This window comes from Corynebacterium sp. HMSC035E02 (assembly GCF_001836065.1).
Lineage (GTDB): Bacteria > Actinomycetota > Actinomycetes > Mycobacteriales > Mycobacteriaceae > Corynebacterium > Corynebacterium hiratae.
Genome location: NZ_KV827354.1, coordinates 23,966 through 40,268, shown reverse-complemented (window position 1 = coordinate 40,268; position 16,303 = coordinate 23,966). Strand labels below are relative to the sequence as shown.

Genomic DNA, 16,303 nt, shown 5'->3' with positions numbered 1-16,303 from the left:
GCGAGGTTGGGGGCAGAGGTCACTTGTCTTCTTGCTCCCGCAGGCGCTTGTCCGACATGACCTTGTGCGCGGCCAGGATGTGGGCGACGGCTTCGTCGATATCGTCGGTGACGAGGAAGAGATCGAGGTCCTCGGGGTTGATGAACCCACCCTCGGCCAGGGTCTTCTTCATCCACTCCACCAGGCCGGCCCAGTAGTCGGTGCCCATGAGCACGATGGGATAGTTGGTCACCTTGCCGGTTTGGACCATGCACATGACCTCGAAGAACTCATCCATGGTGCCCATGCCGCCGGGCAGGCAGATGAAGGCCTGGGAGTACTTGAGGAACATGGTCTTGCGGGCGAAGAAGTAGCGGAAGTTCAAGCCCAGATCCACGTAGGGGTTCAGGCCCTGCTCGTGCGGCAGCTCAATGCCGAGGCCCACAGACAGCCCGCCGGCCTCGTGCGCGCCGCGGTTGGCAGCCTCCATGATGCCGGGGCCGCCGCCGGTGATGACGGCATATTTGGCTTCTACGAGGCGGCGGCCCAAGGCCACGCCCAGCTGGTAATTCGGGTCATCCTCCGGGGTGCGGGCAGAGCCGAAGACGGTGACGGCCTTGGGCAGCTTGGCCAGGGCGTCGAAGCCGTCCACGAACTCGCCCTGGATGCGCAGGACGCGCCAGGGATCGGCGTGCTGCCACTCGTGATCCGCACCAGACTGCAGCAGGCGCTGATCAAAGGTGGAGGACTGCTCTCCGGCGGTGCGCACTAGGAGAGGTCCGCGCAGGGTGCGCAGTTGCTCAGGAGTCATGGTGGTGTTATCCCTTCAGGTAATTCAAGAGTGCGGTCGAGACTTCGGTGATCTGGGTGATGGGCACCTGCTCGTCCTTCTTGTGAGCAAATCCCGGATCGCCGGGGCCGAAGTTAACGGCTGGGGTACCCATCTCGGAGAAACGGGCCACGTCGGTCCACCCGTACTTGGCGCGGACGTTGCCGCCGACGGCGTCGACAAGCGCGCGCGCCGCCGGCTGCCCCAAACCGGGCAGGGCGGCCTCAGCGATGTCATCGACCTCCACGGTGATGTTTTCGTGTTCGCCGAGGACCTCCAGCAGATGCGCCAGCGCCTCTTCGGAATTGCGGTCGGGAGCGAAGCGGAAGTTGACGAACATCCAGGCCTCATCCGGAATGGTATTGGTGGCCACGCCGGATTCGAGGTGAACGATGTTGAGGCCTTCCTTGTAGGTGCAGCCGTCAATCTCGACGTCGCGCGGCTGGTAGTTGGCCACGTTGAGCATCACCGGCGCCAAGGTGTGCGCCGCGTTGGAGCCCAGCCAGGCGCGGGCCGAGTGCGCGCGAGTGCCGTGGGCGGTAACGCGCACGCGGATGGTGCCTTGGCAGCCGGCCTCGATCATGGCGCCGGAGGGCTCGCCCAGCAGCGCTAGGTCCCCCTGCAGCCACTCCGGGTGATCTTTCTGCAGGTGGCCCAGGCCGTTGAATTCGGTGGCGACCTCCTCGCCCTCATAGGCGATGACCGTGAGGTCGTGCTTGAGCTCATCGGAGTTGTACAGCTGCGCAAAGGCGTTAAGGTAGACCGCCATGCCGGACTTCATGTCCACGGTGCCGCAGCCATACATGGTGGCGCCGTCCTCCGACATGGTGTGGGGGACGTTATCGGCCAAGGGCACGGTATCGATGTGGCCGGCGAGGACCACGCGGCTTTCGAAGCCCCGATTCGTCCGGGCGCAGACGGTGTTGCCGTAGCGTTCCACCTCTACTGTGTTCTGGTCCAGACCGCGCAGGGCTTCCTCGACGGCATCAGCGATCGCTTGCTCGTGGTGCGAAGGGCTAGGGATATCCACCAGCGCCTTGGTCAGCTCGATGGGATCGGAGAAGAGATTTAAAGTCACAACCCGCCATGCTAGCGCCCCCGGTTGCTTAGTGCATTGCGTAAAGTACTTCCCGTTGCAAACAATCAACAGCGTTGAAGGTGATTTCCCTATGGCTGCGGCCACTCAACTCAAAACCCGCCACCTCACCATGATGGGCCTCGGCTCTGCGGTGGGCGCGGGCCTCTTCCTGGGCGTCGGCCTGGGCATCCAGGTTTCCGGTACCTCCGTTCTCATCTCCTATGCGGTGGCCGGTGTGCTCATCGCCTTGGTGATGTGGATGCTCGGCGAGATGGCCGCCGCGCGGCCTTCGTTGGGTGCTTTCTCCACTTATGCGGGACAGGCTTTCGGGCCGTGGGCGCGGTTCACGCTGGGCTGGATCTACTGGTTCATGCTGGTCATGGTGATGGGCGCGGAGATTACTGGGGCTGCGGCCATCATCTCCAACTGGTTCGGGGTCGACCCCTGGATTCCGGCGTTGGTGGCCGTGGTCTTTTTCGCCATCGTCAACTTTGCCGCTGTGGGCGGTTTCGGCGAATTCGAATTCTGGTTCGCCATCATCAAGGTAGCCACGATCGTCGTCTTCCTCGGCGTCGGTGTGCTCATGGCGCTGGGCATCCTGCCCGGCATGGACCTCTCGGTGGCGGGACACAACTTTACGGAGAATTTCCTGCCCAACGGCGGCCCTGGCTTTGCTGCCGGTTTGCTCGCCGTGGCTTTCGCTTTCGGCGGCATCGAACTGGTCACCATCGCCGCGGCGGAATCCGAGGACCCGGCCCACAACGTCGCTACTGCCGTGCGCGCCATCATCGTGCGCATCATGGTCTTCTACATCGGCTCCATCCTGGTTATCACCATGGCCTTGCCGTTCAGCTCCATCCAGGACGCCGACGTTGCCGCGGACTCGCCCTTCACGCTGGTCCTCGCCGCCGCGAAAATCCCCTTCGCGGCCGGATTCATGGAGGCGATCATTGCCCTGGCGCTGCTGTCCGCCTTCAACGCGCAGATCTACGCCACCTCCCGCTTGGTCTACGACATGGCCAAGGACCACAGCGCGCACCACGTCTTCCTTCGGACGAACACCTCCGGTTCGCCCATTTTTGCGGTGGTGCTCTCCATCATCTTCGCCTTCGCGTCGGTGGTTCTGCAGTACTGGAACCCGCCGGGGCTTCTGGCCTTCCTCTTCAACGCGGTGGGCGGATGCCTGCTGGTCATCTGGTGTTTCATCGTGGCCTCCTACATCAAACTGCACCCTCAGATGAAGGCCAACGGCGAGCTCACGACGCTGCGCGTGCCGGGCTTCCCCTGGCTGCCGTGGCTGACTGCCCTAGCACTGGTGGGTCTTACGATTCTCATGCTTTTCGACGCCTCCGCCCGCAACCAAGTCCTCGCCGTCCTCATCCTGACCGTGGCCCTGGTTGTGATCTTCCACCTACTCCCGGGTAACAAAAGGCGCGGAGCGGACGCGTAGCTGCTAGGGTGTGAGCCTATGACTTCAGCATCCGCACGCGGCCTGGCAACCATTACCCATGACGGCACCGTCCTGGACGTCTGGTTCCCCGCAGTTCACACCGATATCTCTGTAGAAGCCAGCGGCACCGAGCGCCTGGAGGAGGTTCCGCAGCAGTTCGCTGACCTGGTGGGCCCCGACGAGGAGCGCGGCGTTGCCCGCATCGCGGTGGAGACCTCCATCAAGGATCTGGACGAGGCTCCCGCCGACACCTACGACGCTTACCTGCGCCTGCACCTGCTCTCCCACCGCGCAGTCAAGCCTCACGGCCTGAACGTAGACGGGATCTTCGGCAAGCTGGCCAACGTGGTGTGGACTAACTACGGCCCCTGCGCGGTTGCCGATTTCCAAATGGTCCGCGGCCGCCTCGCCTCCCGCGGCCCGGTCGTGGTCTACTCCGTCGATAAGTTCCCGCGCATGGTGGACTACGTTGTCCCGTCCGGCGTGCGCATCGGTGACGCCGACCGCGTTCGCCTGGGCGCCCACCTCGCTGAGGGCACGACCGTGATGCACGAGGGCTTCGTTAACTTCAACGCCGGCACCCTGGGCGCCTCCATGGTCGAGGGCCGTATTTCCGCGGGTGTTGTCGTGGGCGATGGCTCCGATATCGGCGGCGGCGCCTCCATCATGGGCACCCTCTCCGGCGGCGGCAAGGAGGTCATCTCCATCGGTGAGCGCTGCCTGCTCGGCGCGAACTCCGGCGTGGGCATTTCGCTTGGCGACGACTCCGTCGTCGAAGCCGGCCTCTACGTCACCGCCGGCACCAAGATTGCCGTCTTTGGCAAGATCGCGGAGGCCCTGGGCCTGTCTGAGGGCGACACCATCAAGGGCTCCAAGCTCTCTGGTGTTTCCGGCGTGCTGCTGCGCCGCAACTCCGTGACCGGCGCCGTCGAGGCCGTGGAGTGGAAGTCTGAGGCCGTGGCCCTCAACGAGGACCTGCACAAGAACTAAACGCTGTTGCTTGAGGCCCCCGTTCTTGCGGGGGCTTTTCTTGATCCCGGGCCCTTTATGCCCACTTACCGCGAGCGGCTGCCTAGAATGCTAAAGATGACTGCTCAAAACGATTCCTCTCCTCGCTCACTCGGCAGCGGCTTGAAGGTCCGCCACCTGACCATGATGGGGCTGGGTTCCACCATTGGCGCTGGCCTTTTCTTAGGCACCGGCGTTGGCATTTCTGCTGCCGGCCCCGCGGTCCTCTTGGCTTACCTCATCGCTGGATTCCTTGCCATCCTGGTCATGCAGATGCTCGGTGAGATGGGCACGGTTATCCCTGCTTCAGGCTCTTTTTCCGAATACGCGGAGCACGGTATCGGCCGCTGGGCAGGATTTACACAGGGCTGGATTTATTGGCTCGCCACCGTCGCGGTTCTGGGCGCGGAAATCACCGGCGCGGCCGGATTCATCGGCGCGTGGTTTAACTGCCCGCCCTGGATCCCCGCAGCCATCTGCGTGGCTCTCTTCGGCACCATCAACCTGCTGCGAGTGCGCTTGTTTGGTGAGTTTGAGTACTGGTTCGCCTTCATCAAGGTCGCCGTCATTATTGCTTTCCTCGTTATCGGCGCGCTGCTCATCTTCGGCCTTCTCCCCGGCCACACCTTCATCGGCACGTCTGTCTTCCTCGAAGACGGCTTCATGCCCAACGGCCTCGGAGGCGTCGCCGCCGGCTTGCTTGCCGTGGCCTTCGCCTTCGGCGGCATCGAGGTCGTCGCCATCGCCGCGGCGGAATCCGAGGACCCCGAGAAGTCCCTCGTCAACGCAGTGCGCACCACCATTACGCGCATTTCGGTGTTCTACCTGGGTTCTGTCCTCGTCATCACCTTCCTCCTGCCCTATTCCTCGCTCGGCTCCGCGAAGTCTGCTGCCGAGTCGCCCTTCACCATGGTCTTGGACCGCGCGGGAATTCCAGGTGCTGCTGCCATCATGGAAGTGGTCATCGTTCTCGCACTGCTCTCTGCTTTTAACGCGCAGATCTACGCTTCCTCCCGCATGATGCACTCGCTGGCTAGCCGCGGTGAAGCCCCCAAGCTCTTCGCCGACACCGACCATCGCGGCGTCCCGACGGCGGCCATCGCGCTGTCTGTCATTCTTTCCGCGGTGATGGTTGTTCTCAACTATGCAGATAACGGGTGGCTGCTGTCCTTCATGCTCAACGCCGCTGGCGCCTCGCTGCTCATCGTGTGGGTCTTCATCGCGGTGAGCCAGTTGCGACTGCGCCCACAGCTCGAGGCCATCCACCCGCTGCCGGTGCGCATGTGGACCTACCCCTACCTCACGTGGTTAGCCCTGGCGCTCTTTGCAGCCATTGCGGTGCTCATGCTTACCGACGCCTCCGCCCGCATCCAACTCTTCTCCGCCGCCGCCATGTTCGCTGTGCTAGCCATCGCCGGCGTCATCAACGCGAAGGCCCGCGGCATCGCCCCGACCTCGCGCCTGCCCCTACCGACAGCTGACGAGCTCGAGGCCCGCTAGCCGCCCCTCGCCATCTCGCCGCCCAACCCCCTCGTTTCCATCGCCGCCCCACCTTTCGCGCTCACCGGCCGACCAGCGTTGTACCGTTTGTCCGCTCTTGGTGGCCGCCAAGGGTCAGGCGCAGGAGCTTACCCACTCAATCACTCCCTTCGCGCTCACCATCGATGAGCTGAAGAGCACCAGGCACGTGCTCCGTGAGCGCAAAGGGGAAGGCGGAACCAAACGGGCCGCTTTCCCGCCACGCCTATCACTGACCACCCTTCGCGCTCACCGGCGACCGGGGTGTCGCCTTTTCAAGGCTGCCCGTGGGCGCGAAGGGAGTTTCGGGGCGGGCAAGAGGTGCAAAAATTGCGGACGCGACAGCTTTTTAGCGCAAAATCGACGCCGCAGGGCCAAGTTATCCACAGGCGGGGAATTGACCATCGACGCGTCGTGAAGCACTGCATACCTTGAGCTTCATGAAGGCATGGACGACCGCAGAGCTTCGCGAGCAAGGCTTGAGCAAGGAGGCAATCAGGCGGAAGCTTCGCGCGGGGACGCTCTTTCGCGTGCACCGCGGGATTTATAGCGACGAGTGGTCGCCGCTTGCCGTGGCGCGGGCTCTGGCACACGGGCTCAGTCGAATACATTTCACGGGCAAGACCGCGCAGGAGATTCACCTGGGGAGGAAGCTGACGTTTCCGCTGGAAGCCGAGGGCCCGCGCACGCTTAAGGGCAAAAATTTTCGCGTGACGCATTCACGCCTGTCGGCTACTGCCAAGGTGAACGGCCTGCCTGTTGTTCAGGTGCTGTGGGCAGCCCGTCGTATAGCCGCGGCGTGCGGGCAGCTGCTGGAAGAGTACTACCGCGGCAAAACAGGGCCCGCCCGCCTCGAAGATGACCGGCGAAGGATGCGTCGGGTTCCCCGGCGTTTGAAAGAGACTATCCGCCGCACACCGATTGGGGCCGATAGCGTACCGGAGCGCCAGCTCAGCCGAAGGCTTAGCGCGGACGGGATCTTTCCTGAGCACAACGCGCTCATTGCGGGGTACCGCTTTGACCTGAAGATTGGCAAGCTCATCATCGAGGTCGACGGCTGGGAGTACCACAAAAATGATCGGGCGTTTCAAGCGGACCGCTCGAAGCAGAACGCGGCCGTAGCCCATGGGTATACGGTTTTGCGCTTTACTGCCGACGATATCCGCTACCACCTCAACGACGCCTTCTTGCTTATCAAAGCGACTCTTGAGCTGCTCAAAGGGCGAAATCCCAAGCTCCCTTCTGCGGCGACCCAGCCTTATTGGACTTGGCACTTATGCATGCAAACATTGCCATCGTGACAAGTTTTCTTTACACTTAGTCATGTAAGAGTTACACACCGTAAAGGAGGCCAGATGGCCGAGCATCAGAACATGGTTCGCAAATGGCGACGCTGGCTCGAGATGTCTCAAGCCGACCTTGCTGAACGGGCCGGCGTTTCCCGCCAGACAATCGCCAATATCGAACGCGGCAACTACTCCCCCTCCGTCTACCTAGCGCTAGACATCTGCCGCGAACTAGGAAAAACCATCGAAGAAGTCTTTGGAGATGAACAACATGATTAACGCCCTGGCCAACTACACGCTCCGCGAGATCGACCGCGCCTCTCGCGACGAATTCGAGCGCGAGACTTTCTACAAGGCCAACACCATCAGCGCTACCCCGACCCGCTTCCTCGAGCTCGTCGCCGCAGCCATCCTCGCCTGGGTCCTTCCTGGTCAGATGAGCATGCTGTGCTTCCTCGCCATCGCACCGTCTATCATCGGCAATCTCTTCGGCACGGCGTGGCTGCGCAAGCGCGTCGCCACCCCGCCTGTTGGCCGCATTTGGCCTGCGATGACCGTCTACCTCATCCCGCTCATTGTGATGTTCGTTGGAATTGCCCACAACGCTTACGCACCGGACTCCACCTCCTACTTGCTTGGCGCTGGGGCTGGCGTGACCGCCGCCATCATCTTCACGCCATTCCTTCGCCGCCGCCAGCATCAACGCGACCAGGCCCGCCTCGACTCCGAGCTCGACGACTAGACCGCACTGCCCGGCCAATCCCCATCCATCCCGCCCTTCGCGCTCACCGCGGACGGCGGGTTCCTCTATTTTGCAGGCGCCGGTGAGCGCCAAGGGTAGTTCAAGCCGATACTGCCGGCCCCCGCAAAGAATGCAGCCTTGCCCTGCCCCGCTAAACCGCTGCCGCCGCCCCTTCCCGCTCACTGTAAACGGGAACTAGCGAATCTATTAGATGCCGGTGAGCGCAAAGGGCGGGTTTCCGATTTTCGTCCCTAAGCGCTCACCAGCACGATGGAGCGCTTCCACGCCGTGTCTCCAGTGAGCGCGAAGGAAGCGGTGCGTGCCGACGCCTCCCTTCCCGCTCACCGCCGCGACACAAAGGCCCCGCAGCCTTACGCTGGTGAGCGCGAAGGGTGCGGGGCGAGGCGGGGCAAAGGGCTGGTATTAAGCCGGTTCGGTCTCGTGAACCAAGATCGGCGTCTTTGGCTTCGAGCGGAACGTCCACAGCTTATTGAAGATGAAGTTAATCGGCATCGCCACCACGATGGAAATGGCGTTGGCCCAGTAATACATCGTGCGGAAACCGGTGGAGTCATCGAAGATATGGGGAGGCAGCTGCAGCGGCGAGGTCGGATTCATCAGCAGGTACTGCACCGCGAGGGTCACCAAGTATGCACCGATGCCCGTAATGAGGAATGGGAAAAAGCCGCGTAGCCAGGACACTTTGTTGACGGACTTGAACGTCCACATGCGGTTGAGCTGGTAGTTCCAGGTGTTAGCCACAAGGAAGGCAATGGTGGAAAAGAGCATGAACCAACGCACGTGGAACTGCGTGCCGAACAGGTTGAACATCGCGTCATGCGGCGTGGCACCAAACCACGCCAAACCGCACTTTGCAGCCACAATCGAGGTCGCAATGTTGACCAACGTGCCCGAACCGCCGACCAGACCGAACTTAATGAACTGGCCAAGATTCGAGGCAAAGCGAGCAAAGCTCAGATCCGCCATGGACACGCCCTTCGTACAAAATGCTCAATTATGATGAATAAAACTTCGTACGAGTCTAGTCCCTCGCGAAGCGCAAACTAAAACGCGCGCCGCAAGAGCGCCGAATCTCACAGCTGAAACTCACGCTTCTCACCAGAAAGCGGATCCTTAAAGCTCAAAGCGACGTGAGTAAGCCGCAGGGGCGTGGAAAAATCGTAGAGGGACAACCCGCGATCCACCGGATAGGTATCATCCCCCACAATCGGATGGCCCAGGTGGTTGAGCACCACGCGAATCTGGTGGGTATGGCCGGTCAGCGGCCAGACATCGGCCATCGCTCCCCGAGCGCGCACCCGAGTCACCGTAGGCGTGCCGATAGGATCCACGCGGACCTGGCGCTCACCCCGCACCCGCCGCATGCCCAGCCGCACCGTACCGTCGAAGGAGAAGGGCGCGGCCACCCGAGCACGGTAGCGCTTCACCACCGCGCGCTCCTGAAAAAGCTGCTGGTACGCAGCGCGCGTGCGCGGATTACGCGAGCACAGCACCAACCCCGACGTCAACCGGTCCAGCCGGTGCAGCGGCACAATAGAGTCCTCCCCGTAGTCCACGCGCAGGCGGGTTTGGAGGGTCTCGCGCACGATGCGCCCGTTCGACGTCGTGGGCAGAAAGTGCGGCTTGTCCGCGACTATCAGGTCCCCGTCTTCAAACACCACGCGGTAATCAAACGGAATAGGCTCTTCGGAAGGCACCGAAGGGTGATACCAGGCCAGCGTTGGGCCGGGAAGCACAGTGCCGGACTCTAAGCGAGTACCGGGCGAAAACGCGGAATCGCCCGCCTCACCTGCCCAATAGGTAGGAGTGGCGGGCACGATGCCCGCGAGCATCACCTTACGCGGGCTAATCCCCTCCCGTGCCGGCGGGCGAAAGGCCATCTACTCAGCCAAGCGCGCGACGGCCGCTGCAATGCGCTCATCGGTGCCGTTCAGACCGATGCGCACGAACTGCTCGCCCGCTGGGCCGTAGAAATCACCGGGGGCAACGAGGATGCCACGCTCGGCCAGCCAGTCGACGGTCTCGCGGCAGTTCTCACCGCGGGTTGCCCACAAGTAGAGCCCGGCCTCGGAGTGCTCGATCCGAAAGCCCGCGCCGGTCAGCGCCCGCATGAGATCCACACGGCGCGCGGCGTAGCGTTGGCGCTGGAGGGCTTCGGAGGGGTCGTCGTCAAGCGCGGCGACCATGGCCGCCTGGATGGGGCCTGGAACGATGAGCCCTGCGTGCTTGCGCAGCTCCAGCAGCTCCGCGATGAGCTGGGCATCGCCCGCGAAGAAACCGGCACGGTAAGAAGCCATGTTCGCGCTCTTCGACAGCGAATGCATGGCGATGAGACCGGTGTTGTCGCCATCGGTCACGCGCGGATCCAGGATGGACACCGGCGGGTTCTCATCATCCCAGCCCAGGCCCATGTAGCACTCGTCCGAGGCCACGATGGCATTGTTCGCGCGCGCCCAGGCAACGATCTCACGCAGCTTCTCGACGCCCAACACCCGGCCCGTCGGATTCGACGGCGAGTTGATGAACACCAGTGACGCATCCTGGAAATCCTCATCGGCGCGCAAAGGCTTGGCACCGGCCAGAAGCGCACCGACTTCATAGGTGGGATAAGCCACCGTCGGGAAAGCCACGGTCTCGCCGCACATGCCCAACAAGGTAGGCAGCCAGGCGATAGCCTCCTTGGTGCCGATGACCGGCAGCACCGCGTCCACGTTCATGTTGTAGCGGCGCTGCAGCGCCTTCGCAATGGCCTCGCGCAGCTCCGGGGTGCCCTGTGTCTGCGGGTAGCCGGGGGCCTCGGCCGCTGCGGACAGCGCTAACTGCACGCCTGGGGCCACCGGATCGACGGGATTGCCCACCGATAGGTCAACGATCCCGTCCGGGTGCGCCTGTGCTTTCTTCTTGGCGTCAGCAAGCGAGTTCCACGGAAAATCCGGGAGCGTGTCTCCCAGCGGCGTGCGGCTCATCTATTACTCCTGGTTCTGAGGCGGGAGTGCAGCGATCATCGGGACATCAAAGTCCTGCGGGCCGAGCGCAGCTGCGCCGCCCGGGGAGCCGAGATCATCAAAGAAGGCGGCGTTAGCATCGTTGTAGTCCAGCCACTCATCCGGGACATCATCCTCGTAGAAGATGGCCTCCACCGGGCAAGCCGGCTCACAGGCGCCGCAGTCCACGCACTCGTCCGGGTGGATGTAGAGCATGCGCTTGCCCTCGTAGATGCAGTCGACCGGGCACTCTTCAACGCAGCCGCGGTCCATCACGTCGACGCAAGGCTGCGCGATGGTGTAAGTCATAAGGTGTTTAAACTCCTGTGTGTCACGGGTTTTCTACGACTAACAGTATGCTACTCCGAGGCGAAAAATGGCCAAACGCTACCCGCGATTCCCGCGGCGAACAGCAGCAGGCTGAGAATATTATTGGCCAGCAAGCTACCGTCCCCGATAGCGGCACCCAGCATGAACGCGAGGAAACCCGCCACCCAAGCTAAACCGGGCAAGCCCGCGATGTAGGGATTCTCACTCCACAGCCGCGCTGTGCGGGTCAGCACCCCGTTGAACCAGAAGGCGATGAGGATGGTGATCGGAAAGGCCACGCTGGCCCCGTCGAACCATGGCACGCGGGCGGTGAGATAGACCACCTCTAAGGTCAGCGAGCAGAGTGCGCCTAAGACGAGCCACACTAGGCCCCCTACTTGCTCGCCGCGGGAGAAGTCGGTGCGGATTGCGCGCTCGCTCATTTCTCCCCCAGCAATGAATCCTGCAGCTCACCTTGGCCCAGCTGGTAGAACTCGTGGCGCAGCAGCGGCATGGTGAGCAGGTTGGACAAGGCATAGGCAGCGGGAACCTCCGCGGGATCCTTCAAGCCCGCCTGGGCGGCGTGAGGGTTGACGGTAGTGAGGGAGCCGTCGGCAAGCCAGATCTGCGTGGCGTGGGCCAGCATCGCTGCGCGCTTGGCGCTGAGAGCCGCGTCAGTGAGCTCGTAGGCCACATCGCAGCCAGCATTGGTGAAGTTATCCAGGTACTCCTTATCGGGCAGGCTCCAGCCCTCCGGAGGGGTAACAGCATCGAGGCCGCGGTAGTGCGCGGCGCGCTCAAAGACGGCCCACCAGATGCGCTGCTCAGGCGTGGCAGCCGCGTGCACGGCCTTGTGCACTGCGATGTGGTCGGGGTGCCCGTAGCCGCCGTCCGGCCCATAAGTCAGCACCGCGTGTGGTCGCAGCACAGCAAGGTGGCCGCGTAACAACTCTGTGGCCTCGTCCACGCGGTTCACCAGGGCCCGCGGATTCTCGTGAGCGGGCGAGCCTTCCATCCCGGAATCACGGAAGTGCCCGAACCCGCCCAGCTGGATGCCCTCGACTCCTAAAGCGTCGAGCGCGTGCTTGAGCTCCCAAGCACGGAAGCCTCCCAGCTGACCGGTTTCCGCGAGGCCTTGATAAGGCTCGCCGATGATCTCGCCTTCCTCCCCCAGCGTCGCGGTAATCACGGTGACCTGCGCGCCGCGTGCGGACAAATCCGCCAGCGTGCCGCCGGTAAAGAGCACCTCATCATCCGGGTGAGCGTGAACAGCCACGACGCGGTAGCCCGCGAGATCCTTAATCATCGTCTTTCCTCCACTGCGGTGCGCTAATCAGACCGGAATCCCAGTCCTTAATGCTTTGTCCGGGGCCAACAATACCCTTGCCCAAAGCGTGGACTCGCACCTCATTGAGCAGCGGGACGAAGAGTACTTCTTCCTTATTGAGCTGCTCCACCCGTTCTTCGGCGGCCTCGGAATCCAGCTCACCGGAGAGGATGCCAAGGGCGGTCTCCGCGGAGTTGTCTGGGCAGAAACCCGACAGCGTTGCCGCTGGGCGCGTCGGCGTAGCGCACACGAAGTAATTGGCCAAGCTCATCGCATCGCTACCGTTCTCATCCCACGCCACCACGGCATCCACCTTGCCCGCCGGAAGCAGGTCGGAGGTAATGGTGGTCAGGCGTTCGGTGACGACCTCCGCGTCGATGGCCTTGGCCTGCAATACGTCCACGATGGTGGTGGCTGCGGCCAAAGCAGTAGGGTTCTGGGGATCCACGCCGATGCGCACGGGTTTGCGTCCCGCACGCTCACGCAGCGGGGCAAGCTCCGCGTTGCTGTCAAAGGGGTTGTGCCCAGGCTCCAGCTCCGAGGCGCGGCCGGTGGCCAAGCGGGCTATCTGGTCGGTATCCAGAAGCGAGGCTAACGCACGGCGCTGGGGCTGCTCATTGAGAGCGCCCTCCGCGGCAGACATTTCCAAGCGGAGCTGGCGTTGCCGTGTCACCACACCGGTATTGACATTGCTGAGCAGGCTCAAGTTCTCCAGGGTGGTCTGTTGCGGGGTGAAATCAGCAAAACCGATCTGGCGCGAGCGCAGCATATTCACCGCCTGCGCGGTATCGCGAACAGCGCGCAGCTGGATGACGTCAATATTCGCGGGATCCTCTCCCCAGAAACGGTCGTTGCGGTTGAGAGTGATGATTCCTCGCCCGCGGTCCATGCTTTCCACGAGGTAGCGCCCAGCGGAGGCGGGGATCCCGTCGGCCAGCACTGAAGCGAAATCCCTGTCTTCTAGAAGGTGGGAGGGCATCAGATGGGCAAAGAGTTTGTGCCAGTCTTCGACGCGGTGGCTGAAGTCCACGGTCACCACCCGCCCGTTGCCGGAGGTCCGCAAGGCCGAGATAGCCCGATAGCCAGAAACATTCTTAGCCCCCGGGGTGCGAGTTATCTGGGACCACAAATAGTAAAAGTCGGAACCACTGATCGGCGTGCCATCAGACCATTGAGCTGGAGCGGCGATGGTATAGCGCACACGCATCGCAACGCCTTCGGGGGCTTCGATCTCCTCGGCAGATTCCAGGACATCCGTGTCCATCTCGGTGCCGTGGAACGCAGAGGGCAGAACCAGCTCCGCAATCTGATTAACCAGCTCGGAGTTATTTGCCACCAGGTGCGGATTGAGCCCGCCGCGCAGCGGGTCGACCCCGATGGACACGGTGCTGCGCTTCGGCAGAAGGTCCTCTTCGGGCGCTGCCTCAGGCGGCGGGGCCGTCGTGCTGGAATTCGTTGGAGTGGCGCTGCGATCATCCTCGTCCACCACCGGCGGCGGGCCAGGGTTAGCCTGGCAGGCCGTCAGCAGGGCGGCTGCGAGGATAACGCCGAGCCGAGGCAGGAAACGGTCCACTCCACACAACCTTTACATTCCGAAAACTTTCCCTACCACTGTAGTTGCCCGAGGCGACGCTGAGCGAACTACTTGTTGAGCTGCTTGGCGCGGGCGGCCGCGCGCTTGCGGTCGGTGGCGGACAGCTCGACCTTGCGCACGCGCAGAACGTTCGGGCCGACCTCGACGCACTCGTCGGTGCCACAGAACTCCAGCGCCTCTTCCAGGGACAGGGTCCGTGCCTTGGCGAGGGTGACGGTGGCATCCGCGGTGGCGGAACGCATGTTGGTCAGCTTCTTTTCCTTGGTGATGTTGATATCCATATCCTCATCACGGTTATTGGCGCCGACAACCATGCCCTCGTAGGCCTCCATGCCCGGCTCCACGAAGAAGTCACCGCGGTCCGCCAACTGCTGGAGGGCGTAGGCGGTGATCTGTCCGGAACGGTCGGCCACCAGGGATCCGGTCGGACGGGCCTTGATGTCGCCGGCCCAGACGTCGAGGCCATCGGAGATGGAGTTGGCGATGCCAGCACCGCGGGTCTCCGTCATGAACTGGGTGCGGAAACCGATGAGACCGCGGGCGGGAACGCGGAAGACCATGCGGACCCAGTCGCCCTCACGCACGTCCATGGACTGCATCTGCCCCTTGCGGGTGGCCAGCAGCTGGGTAATAGCGCCTTGGTGCTCGGAGGGGGAATCGATGGTGAGCATCTCGTACGGCTCCATCGTCTTTCCGTCGATGACCTGGGTGACTACCTGCGGCTTACCGACGGTCAACTCGAAGCCCTCGCGGCGCATGTTCTCGATGAGCACGGACAGTGCCATCTCGCCGCGGCCCTGGACTTCCCAAGCGTCGGGGCGCTCGGTCGGCAGCACCTTGATGGAGACGTTACCGATGAGCTCCTGGTCCAGGCGGGCCTTGACCAAGCGGGCGGTGAGCTTATCGCCGCCGCCCTGGCCTGCCATCGGGGAGGTGTTCACGCCAATGGTCATGGAGATGGCCGGCTCGTCGACCTTGATGCGCGGCAGCGGCTGCGGGTTCTCCACGTCCGCGATGGTGTCACCGATCATGATGTCGGAGATACCGGAGATGGCCACGATGTCACCGGCGATGGCCTCGGTATCCGGCTGGCGCTGGAAGCCGACGGTACGCAGGAGCTCCGCCACCTTGACGGTCTTGGTGTGCATCTCCCCTTCCTCGTCGTAGTGCATCCAGGCCACCTGCTGGCCCTTCTTGAGGGTGCCCGAGTAGATACGCAGCAGGGCGATACGACCAAGGAAGTCATCGGAGTCCAGGTTGGTCACGTGTGCCTGCAGAGGGGCGTCGACCTTGGCGGAGGGCTCGGGGAGGACGTCATAAATAACGTCGAAAAGCGCCTGCAGATCATCGGCGTTCGGAACGTTGCCATTGCCTGGGTTCTCAGTGGAAGCCTTGCCCTCGCGGCCGGAGGTGTAGAGGACCGGCAGGCCCAGCAGCTCCTCGGCGGCAGCGGCTGCCTCCTCGTCCTCGAGGCCGGCGGCGATTTCCAGCAGCAGGTCCTGGGCCTCGGTGACGACCTCGTCGATGCGGGCGTCGGGGCGGTCGGTCTTATTCACGCAAATGATGACCGGCAGCTTCGCCTCCAGCGCCTTGGTGAGCACGAAGCGGGTCTGCGGGAGGGGGCCTTCGGAGGCGTCGACAAGCAGCACAACGCCGTCCACCATGGAGATACCGCGCTCGACCTCGCCGCCGAAGTCAGCGTGACCTGGGGTATCGATGACGTTGATGATGAGATCCCCGCCGTCCTTGCCCAGGCCCTTGCGGTGGATGGCGGTGTTCTTCGCCAGAATGGTGATGCCGCGCTCGCGCTCCTGATCGTTGGAGTCCATGACGCGATCCGAGTGTTCGCCATGGTCGCCGAAAGCGCCGGACTGCTCCAGCATGCCGTTGACAAGGGTGGTTTTACCGTGGTCAACGTGCGCGACGATGGCTACGTTACGGAATTCAGTATTACTCACGTGTGGGGTGCTCCTTCAAAGCATGGTGCGTTAGCGATGTGAACGGCCCTTAAATATACTCTCTAGCCCTTTGATGTGCAGCATCGCGCGCATCATCCCGCAGAGCGCTGCGGGATGTAACAGATTGGTATCAAGCACCGACATACCGCACAGTAGGGCTCTAAAAAGAGTTGACTACGCCGAAAAAGTGAATATTGTGACAGCAGATACTATTGTGACT

Annotated in this window: 16 protein-coding genes; 6 read left to right on the top strand and 10 right to left on the bottom strand. The window is 62.9% G+C overall.

Annotation, left to right across the window (positions count from 1 at the left end; genetic code table 11):
* Positions 1-19: 19 nt before the first annotated feature.
* On the bottom strand, positions 20-790 hold the full coding sequence (locus HMPREF2635_RS08875; RefSeq protein ID WP_070509630.1) for an LOG family protein: 771 nt from the start codon (positions 788-790) through the stop codon (positions 20-22).
* Positions 791-797: 7 nt separating this feature from the next.
* On the bottom strand, positions 798-1,886 hold the full coding sequence (gene dapE, locus HMPREF2635_RS08870) for a succinyl-diaminopimelate desuccinylase (protein WP_070821614.1): 1,089 nt from the start codon (positions 1,884-1,886) through the stop codon (positions 798-800).
* Between the two features lie 91 nt (positions 1,887-1,977).
* Between dapE and HMPREF2635_RS08865 the strand changes: the two genes are divergently transcribed.
* The 6 genes from HMPREF2635_RS08865 to HMPREF2635_RS08840 all read left to right on the top strand — a co-directional run bounded on the left by HMPREF2635_RS08865 (position 1,978) and on the right by HMPREF2635_RS08840 (position 7,890).
* Positions 1,978-3,336, top strand: a complete 1,359-nt coding sequence (locus tag HMPREF2635_RS08865) for an amino acid permease (RefSeq protein ID WP_070821613.1) — start codon at positions 1,978-1,980, stop codon at positions 3,334-3,336.
* 18 nt (positions 3,337-3,354) lie between these two features.
* The gene (gene dapD / locus HMPREF2635_RS08860) at positions 3,355-4,326 is read left to right on the top strand and encodes a 2,3,4,5-tetrahydropyridine-2,6-dicarboxylate N-succinyltransferase (protein ID WP_070821612.1); all 972 of its coding nucleotides are present in this window, start codon (positions 3,355-3,357) and stop codon (positions 4,324-4,326) included.
* Between the two features lie 96 nt (positions 4,327-4,422).
* A complete protein-coding gene (locus HMPREF2635_RS08855; RefSeq protein ID WP_210385910.1) occupies positions 4,423-5,844 on the top strand; it encodes an amino acid permease in 1,422 nt (473 codons plus the stop codon).
* A gap of 458 nt (positions 5,845-6,302) precedes the next feature.
* Positions 6,303-7,163 (top strand): DUF559 domain-containing protein, encoded by an 861-nt coding sequence (locus HMPREF2635_RS08850; protein WP_070516808.1) that lies wholly within the window; start codon positions 6,303-6,305, stop codon positions 7,161-7,163.
* A 54-nt stretch (positions 7,164-7,217) separates the two neighbouring features.
* Positions 7,218-7,427 carry a helix-turn-helix transcriptional regulator gene (locus HMPREF2635_RS13540; RefSeq protein WP_046648286.1) on the top strand — a complete coding sequence of 70 codons (210 nt, stop codon included), beginning with the start codon at positions 7,218-7,220 and terminating at the stop codon, positions 7,425-7,427.
* On the top strand, positions 7,411-7,890 hold the full coding sequence (locus HMPREF2635_RS08840) for a SoxR reducing system RseC family protein (RefSeq protein WP_232745310.1): 480 nt from the start codon (positions 7,411-7,413) through the stop codon (positions 7,888-7,890). Before HMPREF2635_RS13540 ends, HMPREF2635_RS08840 begins: the two co-directional genes overlap by 17 nt.
* Positions 7,891-8,313: 423 nt before the next feature.
* Here HMPREF2635_RS08840 and HMPREF2635_RS08835 read toward each other — a convergent pair whose 3' ends face one another.
* The 8 genes from HMPREF2635_RS08835 to typA form a co-directional block, all read right to left on the bottom strand.
* Positions 8,314-8,877 (bottom strand): GtrA family protein, encoded by a 564-nt coding sequence (locus HMPREF2635_RS08835; protein ID WP_049154373.1) that lies wholly within the window; start codon positions 8,875-8,877, stop codon positions 8,314-8,316.
* 107 nt (positions 8,878-8,984) lie between these two features.
* Positions 8,985-9,791 (bottom strand): pseudouridine synthase, encoded by an 807-nt coding sequence (locus HMPREF2635_RS08830; protein ID WP_070821610.1) that lies wholly within the window; start codon positions 9,789-9,791, stop codon positions 8,985-8,987.
* Entirely contained in the window at positions 9,792-10,877 is a 1,086-nt protein-coding gene (gene dapC / locus HMPREF2635_RS08825; protein ID WP_070821609.1) for a succinyldiaminopimelate transaminase, read from the bottom strand.
* Positions 10,878-10,880: 3 nt separating this feature from the next.
* Complete coding sequence (gene fdxA, locus HMPREF2635_RS08820; protein ID WP_005327491.1) at positions 10,881-11,204, bottom strand: ferredoxin; 324 nt, start codon at positions 11,202-11,204, stop codon at positions 10,881-10,883.
* Positions 11,205-11,254: 50 nt separating this feature from the next.
* Positions 11,255-11,647, bottom strand: a complete 393-nt coding sequence (locus tag HMPREF2635_RS08815; RefSeq protein WP_049154368.1) for a hypothetical protein — start codon at positions 11,645-11,647, stop codon at positions 11,255-11,257.
* Positions 11,644-12,510, bottom strand: coding sequence for a PIG-L family deacetylase (locus tag HMPREF2635_RS08810; protein WP_070821608.1), 867 nt, complete (start codon positions 12,508-12,510; stop codon positions 11,644-11,646). Before HMPREF2635_RS08810 ends, HMPREF2635_RS08815 begins: the two co-directional genes overlap by 4 nt.
* On the bottom strand, positions 12,503-14,104 hold the full coding sequence (locus tag HMPREF2635_RS08805; RefSeq protein WP_070821607.1) for an ABC transporter family substrate-binding protein: 1,602 nt from the start codon (positions 14,102-14,104) through the stop codon (positions 12,503-12,505). Before HMPREF2635_RS08805 ends, HMPREF2635_RS08810 begins: the two co-directional genes overlap by 8 nt.
* Before the next feature lie 68 nt (positions 14,105-14,172).
* The gene (gene typA, locus HMPREF2635_RS08800) at positions 14,173-16,083 is read right to left on the bottom strand and encodes a translational GTPase TypA (RefSeq protein WP_046648270.1); all 1,911 of its coding nucleotides are present in this window, start codon (positions 16,081-16,083) and stop codon (positions 14,173-14,175) included.
* Between the last annotated feature and the right edge of the window lie 220 nt (positions 16,084-16,303).

Bases quoted from the DNA above. Each gene is read 5' to 3' on its own strand.
- HMPREF2635_RS08875 (WP_070509630.1), bottom strand. From the start codon at position 790: ATGACTCCTGAGCAACTGCGCACCCTGCGCGGACCTCTCCTAGTGCGC.
- HMPREF2635_RS08865 (WP_070821613.1), top strand. From the start codon at position 1,978: ATGGCTGCGGCCACTCAACTCAAAACCCGCCACCTCACCATGATGGGC.
- dapD (WP_070821612.1), top strand. From the start codon at position 3,355: ATGACTTCAGCATCCGCACGCGGCCTGGCAACCATTACCCATGACGGC.
- HMPREF2635_RS08855 (WP_210385910.1), top strand. From the start codon at position 4,423: ATGACTGCTCAAAACGATTCCTCTCCTCGCTCACTCGGCAGCGGCTTG.
- HMPREF2635_RS08850 (WP_070516808.1), top strand. From the start codon at position 6,303: ATGAAGGCATGGACGACCGCAGAGCTTCGCGAGCAAGGCTTGAGCAAG.
- HMPREF2635_RS13540 (WP_046648286.1), top strand. From the start codon at position 7,218: ATGGCCGAGCATCAGAACATGGTTCGCAAATGGCGACGCTGGCTCGAG.
- HMPREF2635_RS08840 (WP_232745310.1), top strand. From the start codon at position 7,411: ATGAACAACATGATTAACGCCCTGGCCAACTACACGCTCCGCGAGATC.
- HMPREF2635_RS08835 (WP_049154373.1), bottom strand. From the start codon at position 8,877: ATGGCGGATCTGAGCTTTGCTCGCTTTGCCTCGAATCTTGGCCAGTTC.
- HMPREF2635_RS08830 (WP_070821610.1), bottom strand. From the start codon at position 9,791: ATGGCCTTTCGCCCGCCGGCACGGGAGGGGATTAGCCCGCGTAAGGTG.
- dapC (WP_070821609.1), bottom strand. From the start codon at position 10,877: ATGAGCCGCACGCCGCTGGGAGACACGCTCCCGGATTTTCCGTGGAAC.
- fdxA (WP_005327491.1), bottom strand. From the start codon at position 11,204: ATGACTTACACCATCGCGCAGCCTTGCGTCGACGTGATGGACCGCGGC.
- HMPREF2635_RS08815 (WP_049154368.1), bottom strand. From the start codon at position 11,647: ATGAGCGAGCGCGCAATCCGCACCGACTTCTCCCGCGGCGAGCAAGTA.
- HMPREF2635_RS08810 (WP_070821608.1), bottom strand. From the start codon at position 12,510: ATGATTAAGGATCTCGCGGGCTACCGCGTCGTGGCTGTTCACGCTCAC.